Annotated in this window: 16 protein-coding genes; 6 read left to right on the forward strand and 10 right to left on the reverse strand. The window is 60.0% G+C overall.

The window, feature by feature from the left end; genetic code table 11:
• Positions 1–21 precede the first annotated feature (21 nt).
• Positions 22–564: a peroxiredoxin gene (locus OHL13_RS13015; RefSeq protein ID WP_263410555.1), complete on the forward strand. Its 543-nt coding sequence runs from the start codon at positions 22–24 to the stop codon at positions 562–564.
• A gap of 133 nt (positions 565–697) precedes the next feature.
• Here OHL13_RS13015 and OHL13_RS13020 read toward each other — a convergent pair whose 3' ends face one another.
• The gene (locus OHL13_RS13020) at positions 698–1,480 is read right to left on the reverse strand and encodes a hypothetical protein (protein WP_263410556.1); all 783 of its coding nucleotides are present in this window, start codon (positions 1,478–1,480) and stop codon (positions 698–700) included.
• Positions 1,481–1,602: 122 nt separating this feature from the next.
• Positions 1,603–3,423, reverse strand: coding sequence for a lytic transglycosylase domain-containing protein (locus OHL13_RS13025; protein WP_263410557.1), 1,821 nt, complete (start codon positions 3,421–3,423; stop codon positions 1,603–1,605).
• A gap of 101 nt (positions 3,424–3,524) precedes the next feature.
• Here OHL13_RS13025 and lepA point away from each other — a divergent pair, with 101 nt between their 5' ends.
• On the forward strand, positions 3,525–5,327 hold the full coding sequence (gene lepA / locus OHL13_RS13030; RefSeq protein ID WP_263410558.1) for a translation elongation factor 4: 1,803 nt from the start codon (positions 3,525–3,527) through the stop codon (positions 5,325–5,327).
• A 377-nt stretch (positions 5,328–5,704) separates the two neighbouring features.
• Here the strand turns inward: lepA and OHL13_RS13035 are convergent, their stop codons facing one another.
• A complete protein-coding gene (locus OHL13_RS13035; protein WP_263410559.1) occupies positions 5,705–6,364 on the reverse strand; it encodes an OmpH family outer membrane protein in 660 nt (219 codons plus the stop codon).
• A gap of 292 nt (positions 6,365–6,656) precedes the next feature.
• Between OHL13_RS13035 and OHL13_RS13040 the strand changes: the two genes are divergently transcribed.
• The 3 genes from OHL13_RS13040 to OHL13_RS13050 are packed head-to-tail and all read left to right on the forward strand — an operon-like array spanning position 6,657 to position 8,675.
• On the forward strand, positions 6,657–6,896 hold the full coding sequence (locus tag OHL13_RS13040) for a hypothetical protein (protein WP_263410560.1): 240 nt from the start codon (positions 6,657–6,659) through the stop codon (positions 6,894–6,896).
• Positions 6,883–7,968 (forward strand): sensor histidine kinase, encoded by a 1,086-nt coding sequence (locus tag OHL13_RS13045; protein ID WP_263410561.1) that lies wholly within the window; start codon positions 6,883–6,885, stop codon positions 7,966–7,968. The genes OHL13_RS13040 and OHL13_RS13045 overlap by 14 nt, the downstream gene beginning before the upstream one ends.
• A gap of 2 nt (positions 7,969–7,970) precedes the next feature.
• Positions 7,971–8,675 carry a LytR/AlgR family response regulator transcription factor gene (locus OHL13_RS13050; protein ID WP_263410562.1) on the forward strand — a complete coding sequence of 235 codons (705 nt, stop codon included), beginning with the start codon at positions 7,971–7,973 and terminating at the stop codon, positions 8,673–8,675.
• A gap of 7 nt (positions 8,676–8,682) precedes the next feature.
• Here the strand turns inward: OHL13_RS13050 and OHL13_RS13055 are convergent, their stop codons facing one another.
• The 3 genes from OHL13_RS13055 to OHL13_RS13065 form a co-directional block, all read right to left on the reverse strand.
• A complete protein-coding gene (locus tag OHL13_RS13055) occupies positions 8,683–9,069 on the reverse strand; it encodes a zinc-ribbon domain containing protein (RefSeq protein WP_263410563.1) in 387 nt (128 codons plus the stop codon).
• Between the two features lie 204 nt (positions 9,070–9,273).
• The gene (gene rpsU / locus OHL13_RS13060; protein ID WP_147645753.1) at positions 9,274–9,471 is read right to left on the reverse strand and encodes a 30S ribosomal protein S21; all 198 of its coding nucleotides are present in this window, start codon (positions 9,469–9,471) and stop codon (positions 9,274–9,276) included.
• Between the two features lie 113 nt (positions 9,472–9,584).
• Complete coding sequence (locus OHL13_RS13065; RefSeq protein ID WP_263410564.1) at positions 9,585–9,980, reverse strand: DoxX family protein; 396 nt, start codon at positions 9,978–9,980, stop codon at positions 9,585–9,587.
• 73 nt (positions 9,981–10,053) lie between these two features.
• Between OHL13_RS13065 and der the strand changes: the two genes are divergently transcribed.
• Positions 10,054–11,832 (forward strand): ribosome biogenesis GTPase Der, encoded by a 1,779-nt coding sequence (gene der / locus OHL13_RS13070; RefSeq protein ID WP_263410565.1) that lies wholly within the window; start codon positions 10,054–10,056, stop codon positions 11,830–11,832.
• A 51-nt stretch (positions 11,833–11,883) separates the two neighbouring features.
• Here the strand turns inward: der and OHL13_RS13075 are convergent, their stop codons facing one another.
• The 4 genes from OHL13_RS13075 to OHL13_RS13090 form a co-directional block, all read right to left on the reverse strand.
• Positions 11,884–12,141 carry a DUF6496 domain-containing protein gene (locus OHL13_RS13075; RefSeq protein ID WP_263410566.1) on the reverse strand — a complete coding sequence of 86 codons (258 nt, stop codon included), beginning with the start codon at positions 12,139–12,141 and terminating at the stop codon, positions 11,884–11,886.
• Positions 12,142–12,175: 34 nt separating this feature from the next.
• Complete coding sequence (locus tag OHL13_RS13080; RefSeq protein ID WP_263410567.1) at positions 12,176–13,648, reverse strand: hypothetical protein; 1,473 nt, start codon at positions 13,646–13,648, stop codon at positions 12,176–12,178.
• An 85-nt stretch (positions 13,649–13,733) separates the two neighbouring features.
• A complete protein-coding gene (gene gatB, locus OHL13_RS13085; protein WP_263410568.1) occupies positions 13,734–15,212 on the reverse strand; it encodes an Asp-tRNA(Asn)/Glu-tRNA(Gln) amidotransferase subunit GatB in 1,479 nt (492 codons plus the stop codon).
• A 20-nt stretch (positions 15,213–15,232) separates the two neighbouring features.
• Positions 15,233–15,808 (reverse strand): DMP19 family protein, encoded by a 576-nt coding sequence (locus OHL13_RS13090; RefSeq protein ID WP_263410569.1) that lies wholly within the window; start codon positions 15,806–15,808, stop codon positions 15,233–15,235.
• Positions 15,809–15,821: the final 13 nt, after the last annotated feature.

Below are 15,821 nucleotides of genomic sequence, written 5' to 3' on the forward strand. Positions count from 1 at the left end.
CAAACTTAAGGAGAATGCAGCATGCGTAAAGGTTGGTTTGCCGCAGTCGTTGTCGCTGGTCTTATTGCTACCGGATCGCTGGCGATCCGGGCACGTGCCGCCGAGGGCTTCCTGCCCGTCGGTTCCAAGGCGCCAGAGTTCTCAGCCATCTCGCAGGAAGATAAGGCCGTCCACCTGAGCGATTACAAGGGCAAGTGGGTCGTCCTCTACTTCTACCCCAAGGACCAGACCACCGGCTGCACCCTTGAAGCCCACAACTTCCAGCGCGACATGAAGAAGTACGAGGCCGCCAAGGCTGTCGTACTCGGCGTGAGCCTGGACACCGTCGAGAGCCACAAGACCTGGTGCAGCAAGGACACCTTCTCCTTCAAACTGCTGGCCGACCCCGAGCACAAGGTCATCGACGCCTACAACGTGCCCATCGCCGAGCGCGGCACAATGAAGTTCGCCGCCCGCACCACCTACCTGATCGACCCCAAGGGCAACGTCGCCAAGGTTTGGGAGGTCAAGGACATTCCCAACCACTCGGACGAGATCCTGGCCACAATCGCATCGCACAAGTAAAACTTCCTCTTTCTGAAAAAGAAGGCCCGCTCCGGCGGGCCTTCTTCATTGGCAACGAACGGTTGAGCAGACGCAAAAAAGCCCGGGCCTCTTTCGAGGTTCCGGGCTTTTTTGCTTGCCTTAGGTTACTTGGTTACTTGGTGGCCTTCTTGGCGGCCTTCTTAACAGCCTTCTTGACGGCCTTCTTCGCTACGGCCTTCTTCGCCGGAGCCTTCTTCGCCGCGACCTTCTTGACTACGGCCTTCTTCACAACGGCCTTCTTTACGGCCTTCTTTACAGCCTTCTTTGCAGCTTTCTTCGTTGCCAAGGTAATACCTCTCTTCGATGGTTTTTGAGTGCTCTTTTTTGCGGCGGCCTTTTTGGGGATCGCCTTTCCGCCGCGTAGAGCACTCGACTTCTTCGCGGCAGATTTCGTGGAAACCTTTTTAGGCGCGGTCTTCTTCACGGCCTTCTTCGCCACAGATTTCTTGGCGGTCTTCTTCGCTACAGCCTTTTTCGCTGCTTTCTTCGGAGCCGCCTTCTTGGCAGCAACCTTCTTCGCCACGACCTTCTTGGCGGCAGCCTTCGTTACGACGGCTTTCTTGACAGCTTTCTTCGTAACGGCCTTCTTCTTCGCGGGAGCCTTCTTCACAGGAGCAACAGGCTCCGGCAGGGCTTCTGCCGCAAACGGCAGCACAGCTTCTGTCTCGGCGGGCTCATACGGATGGGCGGGATCGGCAAGCGAAGTGGAGAGAACAACCTCCTCCGCGTGCGGCGATTCATGCAACAGGTGATCCGCATCGTCATCATCGGAGGTCATGACAACCTCCTCTTCTTCATCGTCAAGATCGTCGTCGATATCGCTATCGATCTCGTCGTCGTAGTTGTCTTCTACAGCGGCTGCATGAAGTCTGATGATCTCGTCGTCGTAAGCCATGTGTCTCCTCCACCTGCATTGCTGTTAGATGCAGCAACTATGGCGGAACGAATTCTAGCTAAAGAATGCAACGATGAGGAAGCGTTGGCAAGAAGAACTTGCAAAGGAGGAACTCTTTTTGCTTACCGGTGTTTCTTTGCAGGCACACTTGTCTTCGGCTTTGCAGCCGGTGCGGTCTTCGATAACGGCTTCGCCGTGCTCTTCGAACTGCTCTTTGCAGAGCCTGCCGCTGCGCTCTGAGAGGACTTCTTCCGCGCTCCGCGGCCCTGCGGAGCAAGCCTTACAGGCTCGCTCACAACCAGCGATTTACCAACGCTCACCTGGTTGGAATGCAGTGAATTCCAGCGTCGCAACTGCTCGACCGACACACCAAAGCGGTCCGCAACGGTGATCAACGTATCGCCCTTGCGGATGCTGTAGCGCTGCACATGCACCGCGCCGGAGGAGGTGCTGCTGACCAGCGGCACCGGAATCACCAGCGCATCGCCAAGCTCCAGGGCGCTGCCATCGGGAATGTCGTTCACGCTGGCAATCTCTGAAGCATGCACGTGGAAGCTCTCCGCAATCGAGCTCAAACTTTCGCCGCCGCGCACCTCGTGGAAGCGCCAGCTCACACGCTTGTCCTCGGGAATCGCGCTGATGCGCTTCTGAAACTGGTCCTTCGTACCCGCTGGAATATGCAGATCAAAGCTCATGTCGCGCGGCGTGACCAGCCGCAGCATGCTGGGGTTCAGGCTCACCAGCGTTGTGACGGACGAGTTCGTCACATCCGCAACCAGGCGAAGATCCACCTGCGAGTTCACCGTCACCGTGTCATACACCGCGGGCGGCTCGGGATTGATATCCGCCAGGTTGTACTGCTGCGGATTCTTCGCCATGATGACCGCGGCGATCATACCCGGCACATACGACTTGGTCTCGCCCGGCAGGTTGCCACGGCGGTACAGCTCCCAGAAGTCGGCATAGCCGGTACGCATCACGGCACGCTGCACATTGCCCGGGCCCCAGTTGTACGCCGCCATCGCCAGGTACCAGTCACCAAACTGGTTGTAGAGCTCCTTGATATAGCGCGCATACGCACGCGAACTCTTCTCAGGGTCAAACCGTTCATCCACCCACCCATTGCGCGTCAGGCCATACGCTCCGGCAAAGGGCATGAACTGCCACATGCCTCCCGCGCCGCTCTTGCCATTCAGTGCCTGCGGCTGAAAACCTGACTCGGCCACGGCCAGATAGATCAGATCCTGCGGAACACCTTCCTCGCGCAGAATCTTCTGGATCATGTCCTTGTACTTCCCAGCGCGCTCCAGCGATCGCAACAGGTGCGCGTGTCCGCCGGGCGACTTCGAAAAATAATTGATAAAGCCCGCAACATAATCGTTCACCACCAGCGGAAAATCCGACTGCGTGGTCTTCAATTCGGCATTCAAACGGGCTGTCAGTTCGGGGTCAGGTGCAAAGGTGACCTCGTTGGCCGCATCCAGAGGCGCGGCCTCCAGCTTCGGAGAGAAGCCGGTTCCCTGCTTCAGCGCATCCAGTTCCAGCGCGTTCACCGCACTCACCACGCGCTCAAACTCGTCATTCAGCGGCTGAATGGACTTGATATCCAGGCCGCTGGTCAGCATCATGTCCACGGCCGCATCAAAGTCCATGCGCGCGGCATCCAGCCTTCCGCCACGATAATTCTGCAGGCCGGAGTTGTAGCTGCGCTCCACCTGCGTGATCAGCTGCTGGGCGCGTGCTGCCTGCGCGCGTGTGGCATATTCCGGCGTTTGCGCAATGGCGGAGGGAACCGCAGCAGTCACCGTGGAGGTGGGAGGCGCCGGCGGTGCGGGCGCCTTTGCCGGCTGCTGAGGACAGCCCGTTAGAAACACAACGGGTGTGCAGGCCAGGCCCAGAAGCATTTTGCCGAATCGTGTCGGCATGGAAAGGGATCGACGCACGCGGTTCCTGCTCATTGTATGACGCCACGCCGCGCCGATGGTTGTCGTCCCCTGGCCCCGCGCGGATGTTAAGATGGAGAGTGAGGCAGTTCCCACCCGAGATGGATCCTAAGTACATCCGAAATTTCGCGATCATCGCGCACATTGACCACGGCAAGTCCACGCTCTCCGACCGTCTGCTGGAGATGACCGGCTCGCTCACCGCCCGCGAAATGCAGGCCCAGGTGCTCGACGCCATGGACCTGGAGCGCGAGCGCGGCATCACCATCAAAGCTCACTCCGTGCGCATGATGTACACGGCCAAGGACGGCCACACCTATCAGCTCAACCTGATCGACACGCCCGGCCACGTCGACTTCTCCTACGAAGTCTCGCGTTCGCTGGCTTCCTGCGAAGGCGCCCTTCTGGTTGTTGACGCCTCGCAGGGCGTGGAAGCCCAGACGCTGGCCAACGCTTATCTCGCCATCAACAACGGGCTTGAGATTATTCCGGTCATCAACAAGATCGACCTGCCCAGCGCCGACATTCCGCGCACCAAGGAGATGATTGAGACCACCGTCGGCCTGCCCGCCGACGATGCCGTCGCCGTCTCCGCCAAGACCGGCCTCAACGTGCAGGACATCCTCGAAGCCGTTGTCGAGCGTCTTCCGCCACCGCAGGGCGACAGCTCCAAACCCCTGCAGGCGCTTATCTTCGACTCCTGGTTCGACCCCTACAAGGGCGTCATCGTACTGGCCCGCATCATCCACGGAAAGATGTACAAAGGGCAGCGGATCAAGCTGATGTCGAACGGCAAGCTCTTCGACGTGGAGAGCATGGGCGTCATGACGCCGAAGCCGGTCGAGATTGGCGAGCTCTCCGCGGGCGAAGTCGGCTTCTTCGTCGGCAACATCAAGAACGTCGCAGACACCAAGGTGGGCGACACCATTACTGACGCTTCGAACCCGGCAAGCGAGATGCTGCCCGGCTTTGAAGACATCAAGAGCATGGTCTTCGCCGGCCTGTACACGGTGGAATCGCACGAGCACTCGCTGCTGCGCGATGCGCTGGAGAAGCTGAAGCTGAACGATGCGTCGTTCTCCTTCGAGCCCGAAAGCTCCGTCGCCCTTGGCTTCGGCTTCCGTTGCGGCTTCCTCGGCCTGCTGCACATGGAGATCATCCAGGAGCGCCTGGAGCGCGAGTTCAACCTGGACCTGATCACCACCGCCCCGGGCGTGAAGTACCGCATCACCCTCACCGGCGGCAAGGTCGTCGAGGTCGAAAACCCCTCGCGCTGGCCCGACCCCACGTCGATCGACAAGATCGAAGAGCCCATCATCACCGCCCGCATCCTCACGAATGAAGAATATGTGGGCGGTATCCTCAAGCTCGTCGAAGACAAGCGCGGCCAGCAGAAGAATTTTGAGTACGCCACCTCCAACCGCGTGCTGCTCACCTACGAACTCCCGCTGAACGAGATCGTCCTCGACTTCTACGACCGCCTCAAGTCGGTCTCGCGCGGTTATGCCTCGCTCGACTACTCGCTTGCCGGCATGTGGGAGTCTCCCATGGTCAAGATGGACATCCTCGTCTCCGGCGAAGCCGTCGACGCGCTCTCCATCATCGTCCATCGCGACTTCGCCTTCGACCGCGGCAAAGCTCTCGTCCACAAGATGAAAGAACTGATCCCGCGCCAGATGTTCGACGTTGCCATCCAGGCCGCCATCGGGTCCAAGATCGTCGCCCGCGAAACCGTCGGCGCCATCAAGAAGAACGTTATCGCCAAGTGCTACGGCGGCGACATCAGCCGTAAGCGCAAGCTGCTCGACAAGCAAAAAGAAGGCAAGAAGCGCATGAAGCGCATCGGCAAGGTCGACATCCCCCAGGAAGCCTTCCTCGCCGTACTCAAGGTCGGCGAAGACTAGCCCCGGCGCTCGATCTGAAAAACTGCAAGGGCCACTCAAAAGGTGGCCCTTTGTTCTGCTTCCAGGTTCCATTTCCGGATAAACAGCATTGGATGCATCAGATGCGTTAACAGTCTCGTAATGCGAACTGTGGAAAGCCCGTTCGTGGCCGTCATACGGCAGACACACAAAACCAGGACGGGTGGCCTGTCAAATCAATGCTATAAGTGATTGAAAATATAAGACTTATATCAATCCTACGAACCATAAACGGTGCAACTCATTCGTATCAGACCGGATTTTTCCAGCGATACCCAAAATGAATCCACAGAATTTTCCACAGGGCAAAGGAAAAGGCCGGAGCAAATGCTCCGGCCTTTTGTCCTGGAAAGCGGTTGTTACTTCTTGGGGGTAGCAGTCGACGGACGCGGAGTGGCCGGCTTGGTGGCCGACGGTGCAGCCGGCGGCGGAGCAGCAACGCCCGAGCTGGCGTTGTAGGCATCCACAACAGCCTGCGAGACGTCCGTGTTCGGAGTCGCCCACATCACGTTGCTCTGCTGGCTGCCGATGTCGAGCAGCAGGGTGTAGCCGTTCTTGGCAACATACTGCTGGGCGACCTGGCTTACCTTACCGGCAATCTTGCTGACGGCTTCCTGCAAGTCCTGGTTGTAGGACTGCTGGGCATCCTCGGCGTCGCGGTTCAGAGCCTTTTCCTTGGTGTCGATAGTACGTGCGCGGCTGGCCTTCTCCTCGTCGGAGAGGCTGGTGCCGCTCTGCAGCTGCTTCTTCAGCGACTCAACCTCATTGGCGGTCGCATCAATCTTGGCCTTGGCAGGCTCGTACTTCTTCTGGACGGTAGCGACGGCCTGCTGGCCCTCGTTAGTGGCCAGGACCACCTGCTCGAACGCGATCAGAGCGATCTTTGCAGGGACGGCCTCGGGCTTCACCTGTGCCGGCGCGGCAGCAGGAGCAGCAGGCTGCGGAGCGGCGGTCTGTGCCAGAGCGGGAACCGCAATGCCGGCGGCAATCGCGGAAAGGAGAAGAACGTTACGATTCATGCGGATGGTGAAACTCCTTGATGGTCGATGTGACCGGATACCACTAAACCTCTGTTTTCCTGCGGGCAGACCGTGCGGCATAACTGGCCGCTTCTCTATCGTTCAGCCGATTGTTTCGCGGGGGTGAGACGAGAGGGCGCTGCTCTTAGGGAACTGACGAAATTATAGGGCTGCCGTTAGCACCGTGCAAGGCAACAGGCGCGCTGGTGGAGCTATTTCACCGCTCGTCAATCTTTCCCCCAAAACCGGCCCGGCCCGCCGTACTCTCAAACTGCACCGAGGTCTTTGTCCTATGATTCGTTCCAGAATCCGCTCCGGGAGTCTGGTGATGTTATTGATTGCGCTGGCTCTCTTTCTGGCCGGCTGCCTGCTGATGGCGCAACAGAACCCACGCGCCACCATGCGGGTGGAACACCGCGCAGCCGTAACAATTGCCCAAATGGTCCTCTCCGACCGTGCTCACGAATTCCGCGTTCTGAACACCCTGGCACACGCCACGCGCCTGCTGGAGGCCATGTTTGGCCGCAGGTAGCACCCTCTCCCGCCGCTATGTGTGGCTGCAACTGGGTGGCTGGGGACTGACCTGCGTCCTCTTCTGTTCCATCGCCCTGGTCTACCTGCAGTACAGCCACCACGCCATTACGCGCGCCATCGTTGGAAGAGTGCTCCTCTCCTACGGGCTCTACATGAGCTACGGGCTTCTGCTCTCACACCTGCTGCACCTCGGTCTGCGCCGCTGGATGAAACTGCCGCTCAACGCCCTGCTGCTGCGGATTGTCCCGTCCCTGCTGCTGACAGCCTCTCTCCTGACCGCCGCACTCATCCTGATCAACGACCGCGCCCTGCACCTGACGATGGGGAAGATTGACCAGGCCATCGGTCTCTCCCTCTTCTTCAACAACGGCATCATGCTGCTGGGTTGGATCATTATCTATGCGCTGATCTACACCGCCCGCGAACGCCGCCGCGAAGAGTCGCGCCGCCTGGCCATGGAACTGGCCGCGCAGGAGGCACAGTATCGCAGCCTGAGCGCACGCGTAAACCCGCACTTCCTGTTCAACGCACTCAACACCATCCGTGCCCTGATGTACGAGGACACTGCCCAGGCCGACCATGCTCTCACGCGGCTTGCAGGCCTGCTGCGCGCCGGTCTGCGCAGCGAAGAGCGTCGCGAGATTCCCCTGAAGGACGAACTGGAAGTCGTCACCGACTACCTGCAGCTGGAGCAGATGCGCTTCGAGCAGCGGCTGCGGGTCCACACCCATATCGCACCCGGCGCCGAGCGGGCGCTTGTCCCTCCCATGACCGTGCAGCACCTGGTAGAGAACGCCGTCAAGCATGGCATTGAGCGGATCGAAGCCGGCGGAGAGATCGTTCTCTCCGCCCAGGTAATCGGCGCCGAACTGGAGATCAGCGTGACCAATCCTGTCGCACGAAGCGCACAGGCATCCCAGGAAAGCACGGGTACCGGCCTTGAAAACACCCGCCAGCGGCTGCAACTGCTTTATGGCACACTGGCCACGCTGGAGTTGCACATCCACCAGACCACGGCAACCGTCACCCTGCGCCTGCCGCATAGCCCCCAGGAGATCCAGGAAATATAGCCATGCGCGCCCTGCTGATTGACGATGAACGCCGTGCCCGCGCGGAGATGCGCCGCCTGCTTGAAGCCCATCCTGAGGTCACCATCGCCGGGGAGGCCGCCAATGTCTCCGAAGCAAAGGAGAAGATCGCCAGCGAACGGCCGGACCTGCTCTTCCTTGATGTGGAGATGCCCGGCGCTACCGGCTTCGATCTGCTGGACGAGATCGCAGGTGGCGAACTCACGCCCGCCGTCATCTTCACCACGGCCTTCGACCGCTACGCTCTGCGTGCCTTTGAGGTGCGCGCCGCTGACTATCTGCTGAAGCCCGTTACGCCGGAACGGTTGAAGTCGGCACTGGAAAACGTCCGTACCAGCGAGCGCGCGGAGCCACAGCGCCTGCCTCTGGACCAGTTCTTTATCCGCGAAGGCGAGCGCGCCTGGATGGTGCGCTCCGTCGAGATTAAGCTGATTGAGGCCGAGGGAAACTATGCCCGCCTGCACTTCGGCGAGAACCGCCCGCTCATCCTGCGCAGCCTGCACACCTTGCAGGCACGGCTCGATGAACATTTCTTTCGCGCCAACCGCAGCCAGATCGTGAACCTGCGATGGATCACAAAAATGGAATTAGAGATCGACGGCGCCGTACGCGCCGTGTTGAAGGACGGAACAGAGGTTGTCTTTTCGAGAAGGCAGTCGCAGGCCCTGAAGGAGCGGATGGCACTCTAGATCGCTCTCAGGCCTGTGCCAGCGGTGTCGATGAAGGATCCGGCACCGGAACAATCTGGGGCACAACCATCGGCTTCTTCTGCTGGAAGCACGTGCGGCACAGCACCGGACGGCCCTGCGTCGGCTTGAACGGCACGGTTGTTTCCACACCGCACTCGCTGCACTCGGTCCGCGTCTCGGTTCTGGTAGAAGGAGCCGACCCCGTTCCCCGCGCTGCCCGTCTCGCCTTGCACGGCTTGCAGCGCTTGGGATCGTTCTTAAACTGCTTGTCGAAGAAAAACACCTGTTCCCCGGCAGTGAACACGAACTCACTGCCACAGTCGGAGCACTTCAGAATACGGTCCACAAACTCCATGGGGGCTTCTTTCGTTACGTGCGTAAAAGACGGAGACACGCCTTCATGGCGATGTCACCCAAAAAGCCAATCGATCTGATGATGTAAGTGCTGGGGGCCCGGGACAGAACCAAGAAACCGGCTCTGCGAACGGCACACTGGAGGTGCCGAGCGCCGTGGCGAAAAGAGGAATGCCACCGGCGGAGAACTGCAAGGTAAAACGGCAGGACTACGGCGTTTGCCGCGGCCCTGCCGGTACTGCGATTAGTCCTGCTCCTTGCGCGACTTCTTACGGTTGCGCTTGCGAGCGAGAGCTTCCTTGACGCGCTTCTTCTCACCCGGCTTCAGGTAGAAGGAGTGGCGCTTTACTTCCTTGATAATGTCTTCCTGCTGCACCTTGCGCTTAAAGCGGCGCAGTGCATTTTCAAGGGGTTCGCCTTCTTGTACTCGAACCTCTGCCAATGGGATACACCTCACTCCCGTCCCGGCTAGGGATCATCTAAGAATATCCGATTTTCGGACGATTTGGCAGATTTCCTGCCGAATTGCACTGCACTTGGTGCAACCCAGGCCGGCTATCCAATTCCAAGCCGGCGGTCGACAGAAATCGGTCCAGCCCCCTGAAAAACCAGCGCAACGGCAATCGCCAGCAACGCAAAGATGTAGTTGTAAATCCCGAATCCCTGCTGGATACCGACCGCCAGCAGCGCCACCAGCATGTTGATGGCAACAAGGGCGGATGCCACCCGCGTCAGCAGGCCAAACAGGATAAGGATGCCGCCCAGAAACTCGGTCCACGCCGAGACATAGCCAAGCCAGGCCGGAATACCAAGTGTGGCGACATAGGCAGCAAAATGCTGCACAGCCCCCGCGTGAAAGACCTTCTGGTACCCATGCACGGTCATCGACAGGGCAAGGGCAATGCGAAGAATGAGCGTACCGACAGGCTGAGCACGATCCAACTGTTTCATCGAGATAACCTCTTCTTTCGGGAATACCCGCCTACGCCTTTCTATAATGAAAAGTGACAGAAAGCAGGCAAAAGTGGCCGGGAAGATACAGAAGAGATTAGGAAAGAAGCACCGGCAGGCGTCCACGCGGCCCAAGCAGGGCAAGGGGCCAAAGGCTCCGAAGAAAGCCACTGGCCGTACGGGCGATGTTGCACCGAAGAATCGTAAAGCCATCTCCAACAAAAAGCGCGAGGCCGAGGCCAAGGCACGCACACCGCGCAAGTCTCCGGACTTTGAGCGCAAGGAGACCATCGTCCCCGATGCTCCTCCGCCGCCACGCCGCGAACGCTACGTCGCTCCGGATGAGAAGGTTCGCGTCGGCGACCGTCCGGCTTCTCAGGTCGAAATTGGCGGCAACCTGATTGAGGAGACAGTTCGTCCTGCCTCCGAACCGCTGATTGCTATCTGCGGCCGCCCCAACGTGGGCAAATCCACCTTGTTCAACCGGCTGACACGCAGCCGCCGCTCCATTGTGGGAGACGAGCCTGGCATTACACGCGACCGCATCTACGGCGAAGTCGAGTGGCAGGGCCGCCACGTCCGCCTGGTCGATACCGGCGGCGTCATTCCCGACGACGAAGCCCTGATCCCCAGCGAGATCTTCCGCCAGGCACAGGTGGCGCTCGAAGAGGCCGACGCCATCGTGATGGTGGTCGACGGCCGCAGTGAGATCACGGCGCCGGACGTTGAGATGTCGCGCATCCTGCTGCGCAGCGGCAAGCCGCTCTTTCTGGCCGTCAACAAGATGGAAGGCGAGTCGCTCTCGACCAGTGCGGAGAACTTCCGCACGCTCGGTTTCAAGAACCTGTACCCGGTCTCCGCCGAGCATGGCACCGGTGTCGGCGACCTGCTGGATGCGGTGATGGACGTGCTTCCCGCTGCCGCCCCCCTGGCCGGGGAAGATGCCGCGAACGAAGACCTGGCCGAGGTAAGCGAAGAGAGCGATGCCGCGGCACTGCACCGCACGCACGGCGAATTTGACCTGCATGAGACGAAGGTGGCCATCATTGGCCGTCCGAACGTGGGCAAATCCACGCTGCTGAACGCCCTGACCGGCACAAAGCGCGCCATCGTCTCGCCGATTGCAGGCACCACGCGCGACGCTGTCGATGAAGTGGTCACGCGGGGCGGGCACGATTTCCGCTTTGTCGATACGGCCGGCATCCGTCGCAAGGGCAAAACGCATGAGATGGCCGAGAAGCTCTCCGTCATCATGGCGCGCCGCCACCTGGAAGCCGCCGACGTTTCCCTGCTGGTGATTGATGCCGTGGAAGGTGTAACCGCCGCTGACGCGCATATTGGCGGCTACGCCCATGAAAGCGGACGCAGCGTGGTCATCGTCATCAACAAGTGGGACCTGGTGACAGGGAACCGCGAGGACAAAACCAAGCCCCCCGCCGACCAGAAAGCCTATGCCGAGCAGGTGCGCCATGCGCTGAAGTACCTGGACTATGCTCCGCTGCTCTTCATCTCCGCGCAGAAGGGCGTCAATGTGCCGTCGGTCTTCCGCGAGGTCGCTCGTGTCGCCAAGGAACGCCGCAAGCGCGTCACCACCGGCGAGATGAACCGCTTCCTGAAGCGGGTGGACTTCCAGCGCGCCAGCGTCCCCATGGCCAAGCGCGTGAAGATCTACTTCATGACGCAGGCGGCGGTGGCTCCGCCGACCTTTGTGCTATTCACGGACAAGGATGTGAAGCTGCACTTCAGCTTCGAACGCTTCCTGGAAAACCAGATCCGGGAAAGCTTCGGCTTCGTCGGCACACCCATCTGGTTCAAGACCAAGGGACGAAACAAGAAGAAGGAAGAAGAGTAACCCCTTCTCCAAATGCAAAAGGGCATGGCGCACCAGCCATGCCTTTTTTGCTTAAGCCTTCTTCTTCGGCACCTTCGCACCGGCTTTGCGCGCTTCGCTCAAACCAATCGCGATGGCCTGTTTCGGGTCGGTGACCTTTCTCCCGCTGCCGCTTTTCAGTTTGCCTTCCTTCATGGCGCGCATCTCGCGCTCCACGTTTTTGCCGGCCGAGGGCGAGTACTTGCGCGCGGACTTTTTGGCTGCTTTCTTTGCAACTACCTTCTTCGCTGCCTTCTTGACGCTCTTCTTCGCTGCCTTTTTGGTTGCCATGTGGAACGATCCTCCGCAGCAATAAGAGGGCCGCTTACGACGATTCGTTGTCTTCGGTACGCTGCAAGCTCTTGAAGTGCCGCCATCCAAACCACGACAGAACAATGGCTGCAACAAACGCAATCCCCTCCAGCACAAGCTGCCACACTCCCGCAGCTCGCGTCAGATCTCCGCTTTGATACGCCGCATAGCTCTTCTGCACATCCTCACGCAGATCCGGCACCGTGATTGCCTGGAAGTCCGTTGTGGGCAATGAGCCGAAGATGCGCTCCGGCGCAGGCATCACTCCATCACGATCTTTCGGAATGGCCGCCATCAACGCGTTCACCTCCGAATCCTGCGGATCCCGGAAGAACTCCATTTGGGCCGAGTTGGGAAACAGGGTCGTCTTTCCCGTCATCTTCAGTTCAATGGCCGAGACTGCGTCCTGGCAGACACCAAGCGTGTAATAACCGCCAAAAGGCAGCTGCGGATTGGCAAGATGCAGCCGCGCATAGGCCACGGTAAAACCGCCGAGCAACCGCATGACTTCCCTTGCCTGCGCTCCTGTGTACTCATGGGCATGGCGCCCCATCACCCACGGCTGATTCTTCAGGTCATTGGTGCGGAACTCCGCGCGTCCGTCGATACCGAAGTAGAAGGTCACATCCGCATGGATCCGCGGCCCGTCGACGATCAGCTCATACTCGGCGTGCGACACCGGCACCAGCAGCGCATGCTTTCTCTGCCACCAGTGATCCGCGGGCACGAGAATCTGCGAATCCAGGTAGAAGGGCATCCTCACATCCTGCCCCTTGTAGTGGAAGTGCCCGAAGTTGGCGAAGTAGCGCGCGTCCGCCACCGTCACGCGATGTCCACTGGCTACCAGCGCATCGATCAATGTCTCCGGCGTCGCCGCATCCCTGCCATCAAGCTTCGCCGTAAAGTTCTGCGCGCCCTCAAGTGTGTTCAACGAAAGCCGGTTGAGCACCTCAGCCAGCCGCTGGCTTTCAGCGTGCAGCGGAGCCAGTGCCGGATCGCCCTCATCCCCCCGCACCACGCCTGAACCCAGGTCGGTGATCTCCGCCTTCAGCTCCCCGCGATCTGAAGGCTTGTCGAGATCCTCCGTCTGCGCGCTTTCCAGCGTGTACGGCCCCAGCGTCACCCACTGCGAAAGGCTCCGTGTCTCCGGCTTCAGCTTCTCGCCAAAGACCTTCGTGCCCAAATCCACCGTGCTGTTCACGCGGCCGATCGTCCAGCCGGGAAAGCGGTCAAGCTTCTGCCACTCCTTGCCGAGAATCAGCGTGCGCAGCAGGTCAAAGAGCTTCGGGGTAAGCATGGCCCCGGCCTTCTGTCCGCCATTGATCACCGACAGCAGCTTCTCCGTAAAGCCGGGCTGGGCAGAAAGCTCACGCATCATCTGCGAGAGCGCAACCGTATTCGGCGACACCGGCGCGCTCGCCGGCTGCGCCATCATCAGCACACTGCTCACACTCATCATCGCCACCGTACGCAACACTCGCCGCATGTTCCTACGATGCTATTTCCTCGGCCCGAAAACAGATAGGCCGGAACTTTCGTCCCGGCCTGTCTGCCACTCCATTCAGCCTGTCTTATTCCGAGAGCTTCTTCACCACCAGCTCATTCAGCAGCGCCGGGTTGGCCTGTCCCTTCGACAGACGCATAACCTGGCCAACGAAGAAGGCAGAAACCGTCGTCTTGCCGCCCTTGAACTGCTCCACCTGCTTGGGATTGGCGGCGATCACCTCGTCGATCATCTTCTCGATCACCGAGGTGTCGCTGATCTGCTGCGGCTTCTCGCGCTCGTAGACCGCCGGGAAGTCCTCGCCCTTCTCAAAGCAGGTATCCAGCAACTGCTTCAGCATCTTGCTGGAAAGCTCTCCGCTCTCCGCCAGATCGGCGGCCATCGCCAGGCCTTTCATGCTGACGGGCGACTGCTCCAGCTCAAGACCGGCAGCGTTCAGGCGTCCGGTCAACTCGCTGGTAATCAGCGCGGCCACGCGCTTGGGGCTCTTCGATGCCTTGGCAGCCGCTTCAAACTGGTCAGCAAAAGCAGCCGAACCAGTCAGCGTCTCTGCATCCTTCTCCGTGATGCCGTACTCCGCGATCAGGCGGGCGCGCTTGGCCTCCGGCAGCTCAGGAAGCCCCTTCAGAATCTCAGCCTTCCACTCGTCGCTGATCAAGAGCGGCGGAAGGTCCGGCTCCGGGAAGTAACGGTAGTCGTGCGCCTGCTCCTTCGAGCGCATGGAGTGGGTCACGCCTTCGGCGGAGTTATACAGGCGCGACTCCTGCACCACCTTGCCGCCGCTCTCCACAATCTCAATCTGGCGCTCGATCTCATACTCCAGCGCCGAACGGATGAAGCGGAACGAGTTCACATTCTTCACCTCGGCCTTGGTGCCGAACTGCGTCGCGCCCTTGGGCATGATGGAGATGTTCGCGTCGCAGCGCAGCGAGCCCTCTTCCATGTTGCAGTCGCTGACACCAGCGTAGAGCAGGATCTCCTTCAGCTTGGTCAGGTAATCGAAGGCCTCCTGCGGCGTGCGCAGGTCGGGCTCGCTGACAATCTCAATCAGCGGCGTACCACAGCGGTTCAGATCGATGTAGCTCTTCGAAACCGAGTCCGGGAAGCCATCGTGAATACTCTTGCCAGCGTCCTCTTCCATGTGCGCGCGGGTAATGCCGATGCGCTTCAGTCCGCCACTGCCGTCCGGAATATCCAGCCATCCGCCCTCGCAGGTAGGCTTGTCGAACTGCGAGATCTGATAGCCCTTAGGTGAATCCGGGTAGAAGTAATTCTTACGCGCGAAGATGCTGGTCGGATTGATGCGGCAGTTCAGCGCCGCTCCCGTCAGAACGGCAAACTCCACCGCCTGCTTGTTCAGCACGGGCAGGGCTCCGGGCAGGCCCAGGCATACCGGGCACACGTGCGTATTCGGCTCGCCGCCATACAGGTTGACGCAGCCGCAGAAGGCCTTGGTCTTCGTTAAGAGCTGAACGTGGACCTCAAGTCCGATGACGGGCTGGTACTTGGCGAGAACCTCGGGCGAAAGCGCGCTTGCTGTGGGCATCAGAAGTAAATTTTATCAATTCAGGAGCCGAAAACCCGCTCCGGATGCTTCCGTGCATACGGAATCCACGCCTCGTAAATCACAGAGCCGCCGTCGGCGGAGTCCTTCAGTTCCATGCCACGCCGGTCAATCCGGTCCGCTTGCTCTGTCAGACCAAGCCGTTCCAGCCCCTCGGCGGGATCCTCGCCTTCATTCATCCGGGCTAACAAGGGCACCATGAACTCAGCCGCTTCATGGAAGCACTCCGCCATCTCCGGCAGGCCAAGCTCCAGCAATCCCTCTTCGGTCTGGGCTACCAGGCCCGGTTCGCCGAAATTGCCAAAATGACAGGTCATGCTGTCCATGCTTAGGCTGATGTCGAGCCAGTGCGTCGCCGCCATGGCACGCAGGCCTACGGGCAGCTTGGCGATACAGGCGGAAAAGCTCCCACGGCTGTCGTACGGATCGCCCTTGGCCCGCTTGGTCAGCGTAGCTTCCAGCGTCTTCATCAGCGCATCGTCATCCTTGCGCAGGATAGGCCACTTTTCCTCTCGCAGTGCCTGCTTCATGGCGAGAGTGTAGCGCAGCCGCGCCGCAATCTCACGCCCGGTGGACAAGCTGTGTCAACAC

Origin of the sequence: Terriglobus tenax, from assembly GCF_025685395.1 — a bacterium.
Classification (GTDB): Bacteria; Acidobacteriota; Terriglobia; order Terriglobales; family Acidobacteriaceae; genus Terriglobus; species Terriglobus tenax.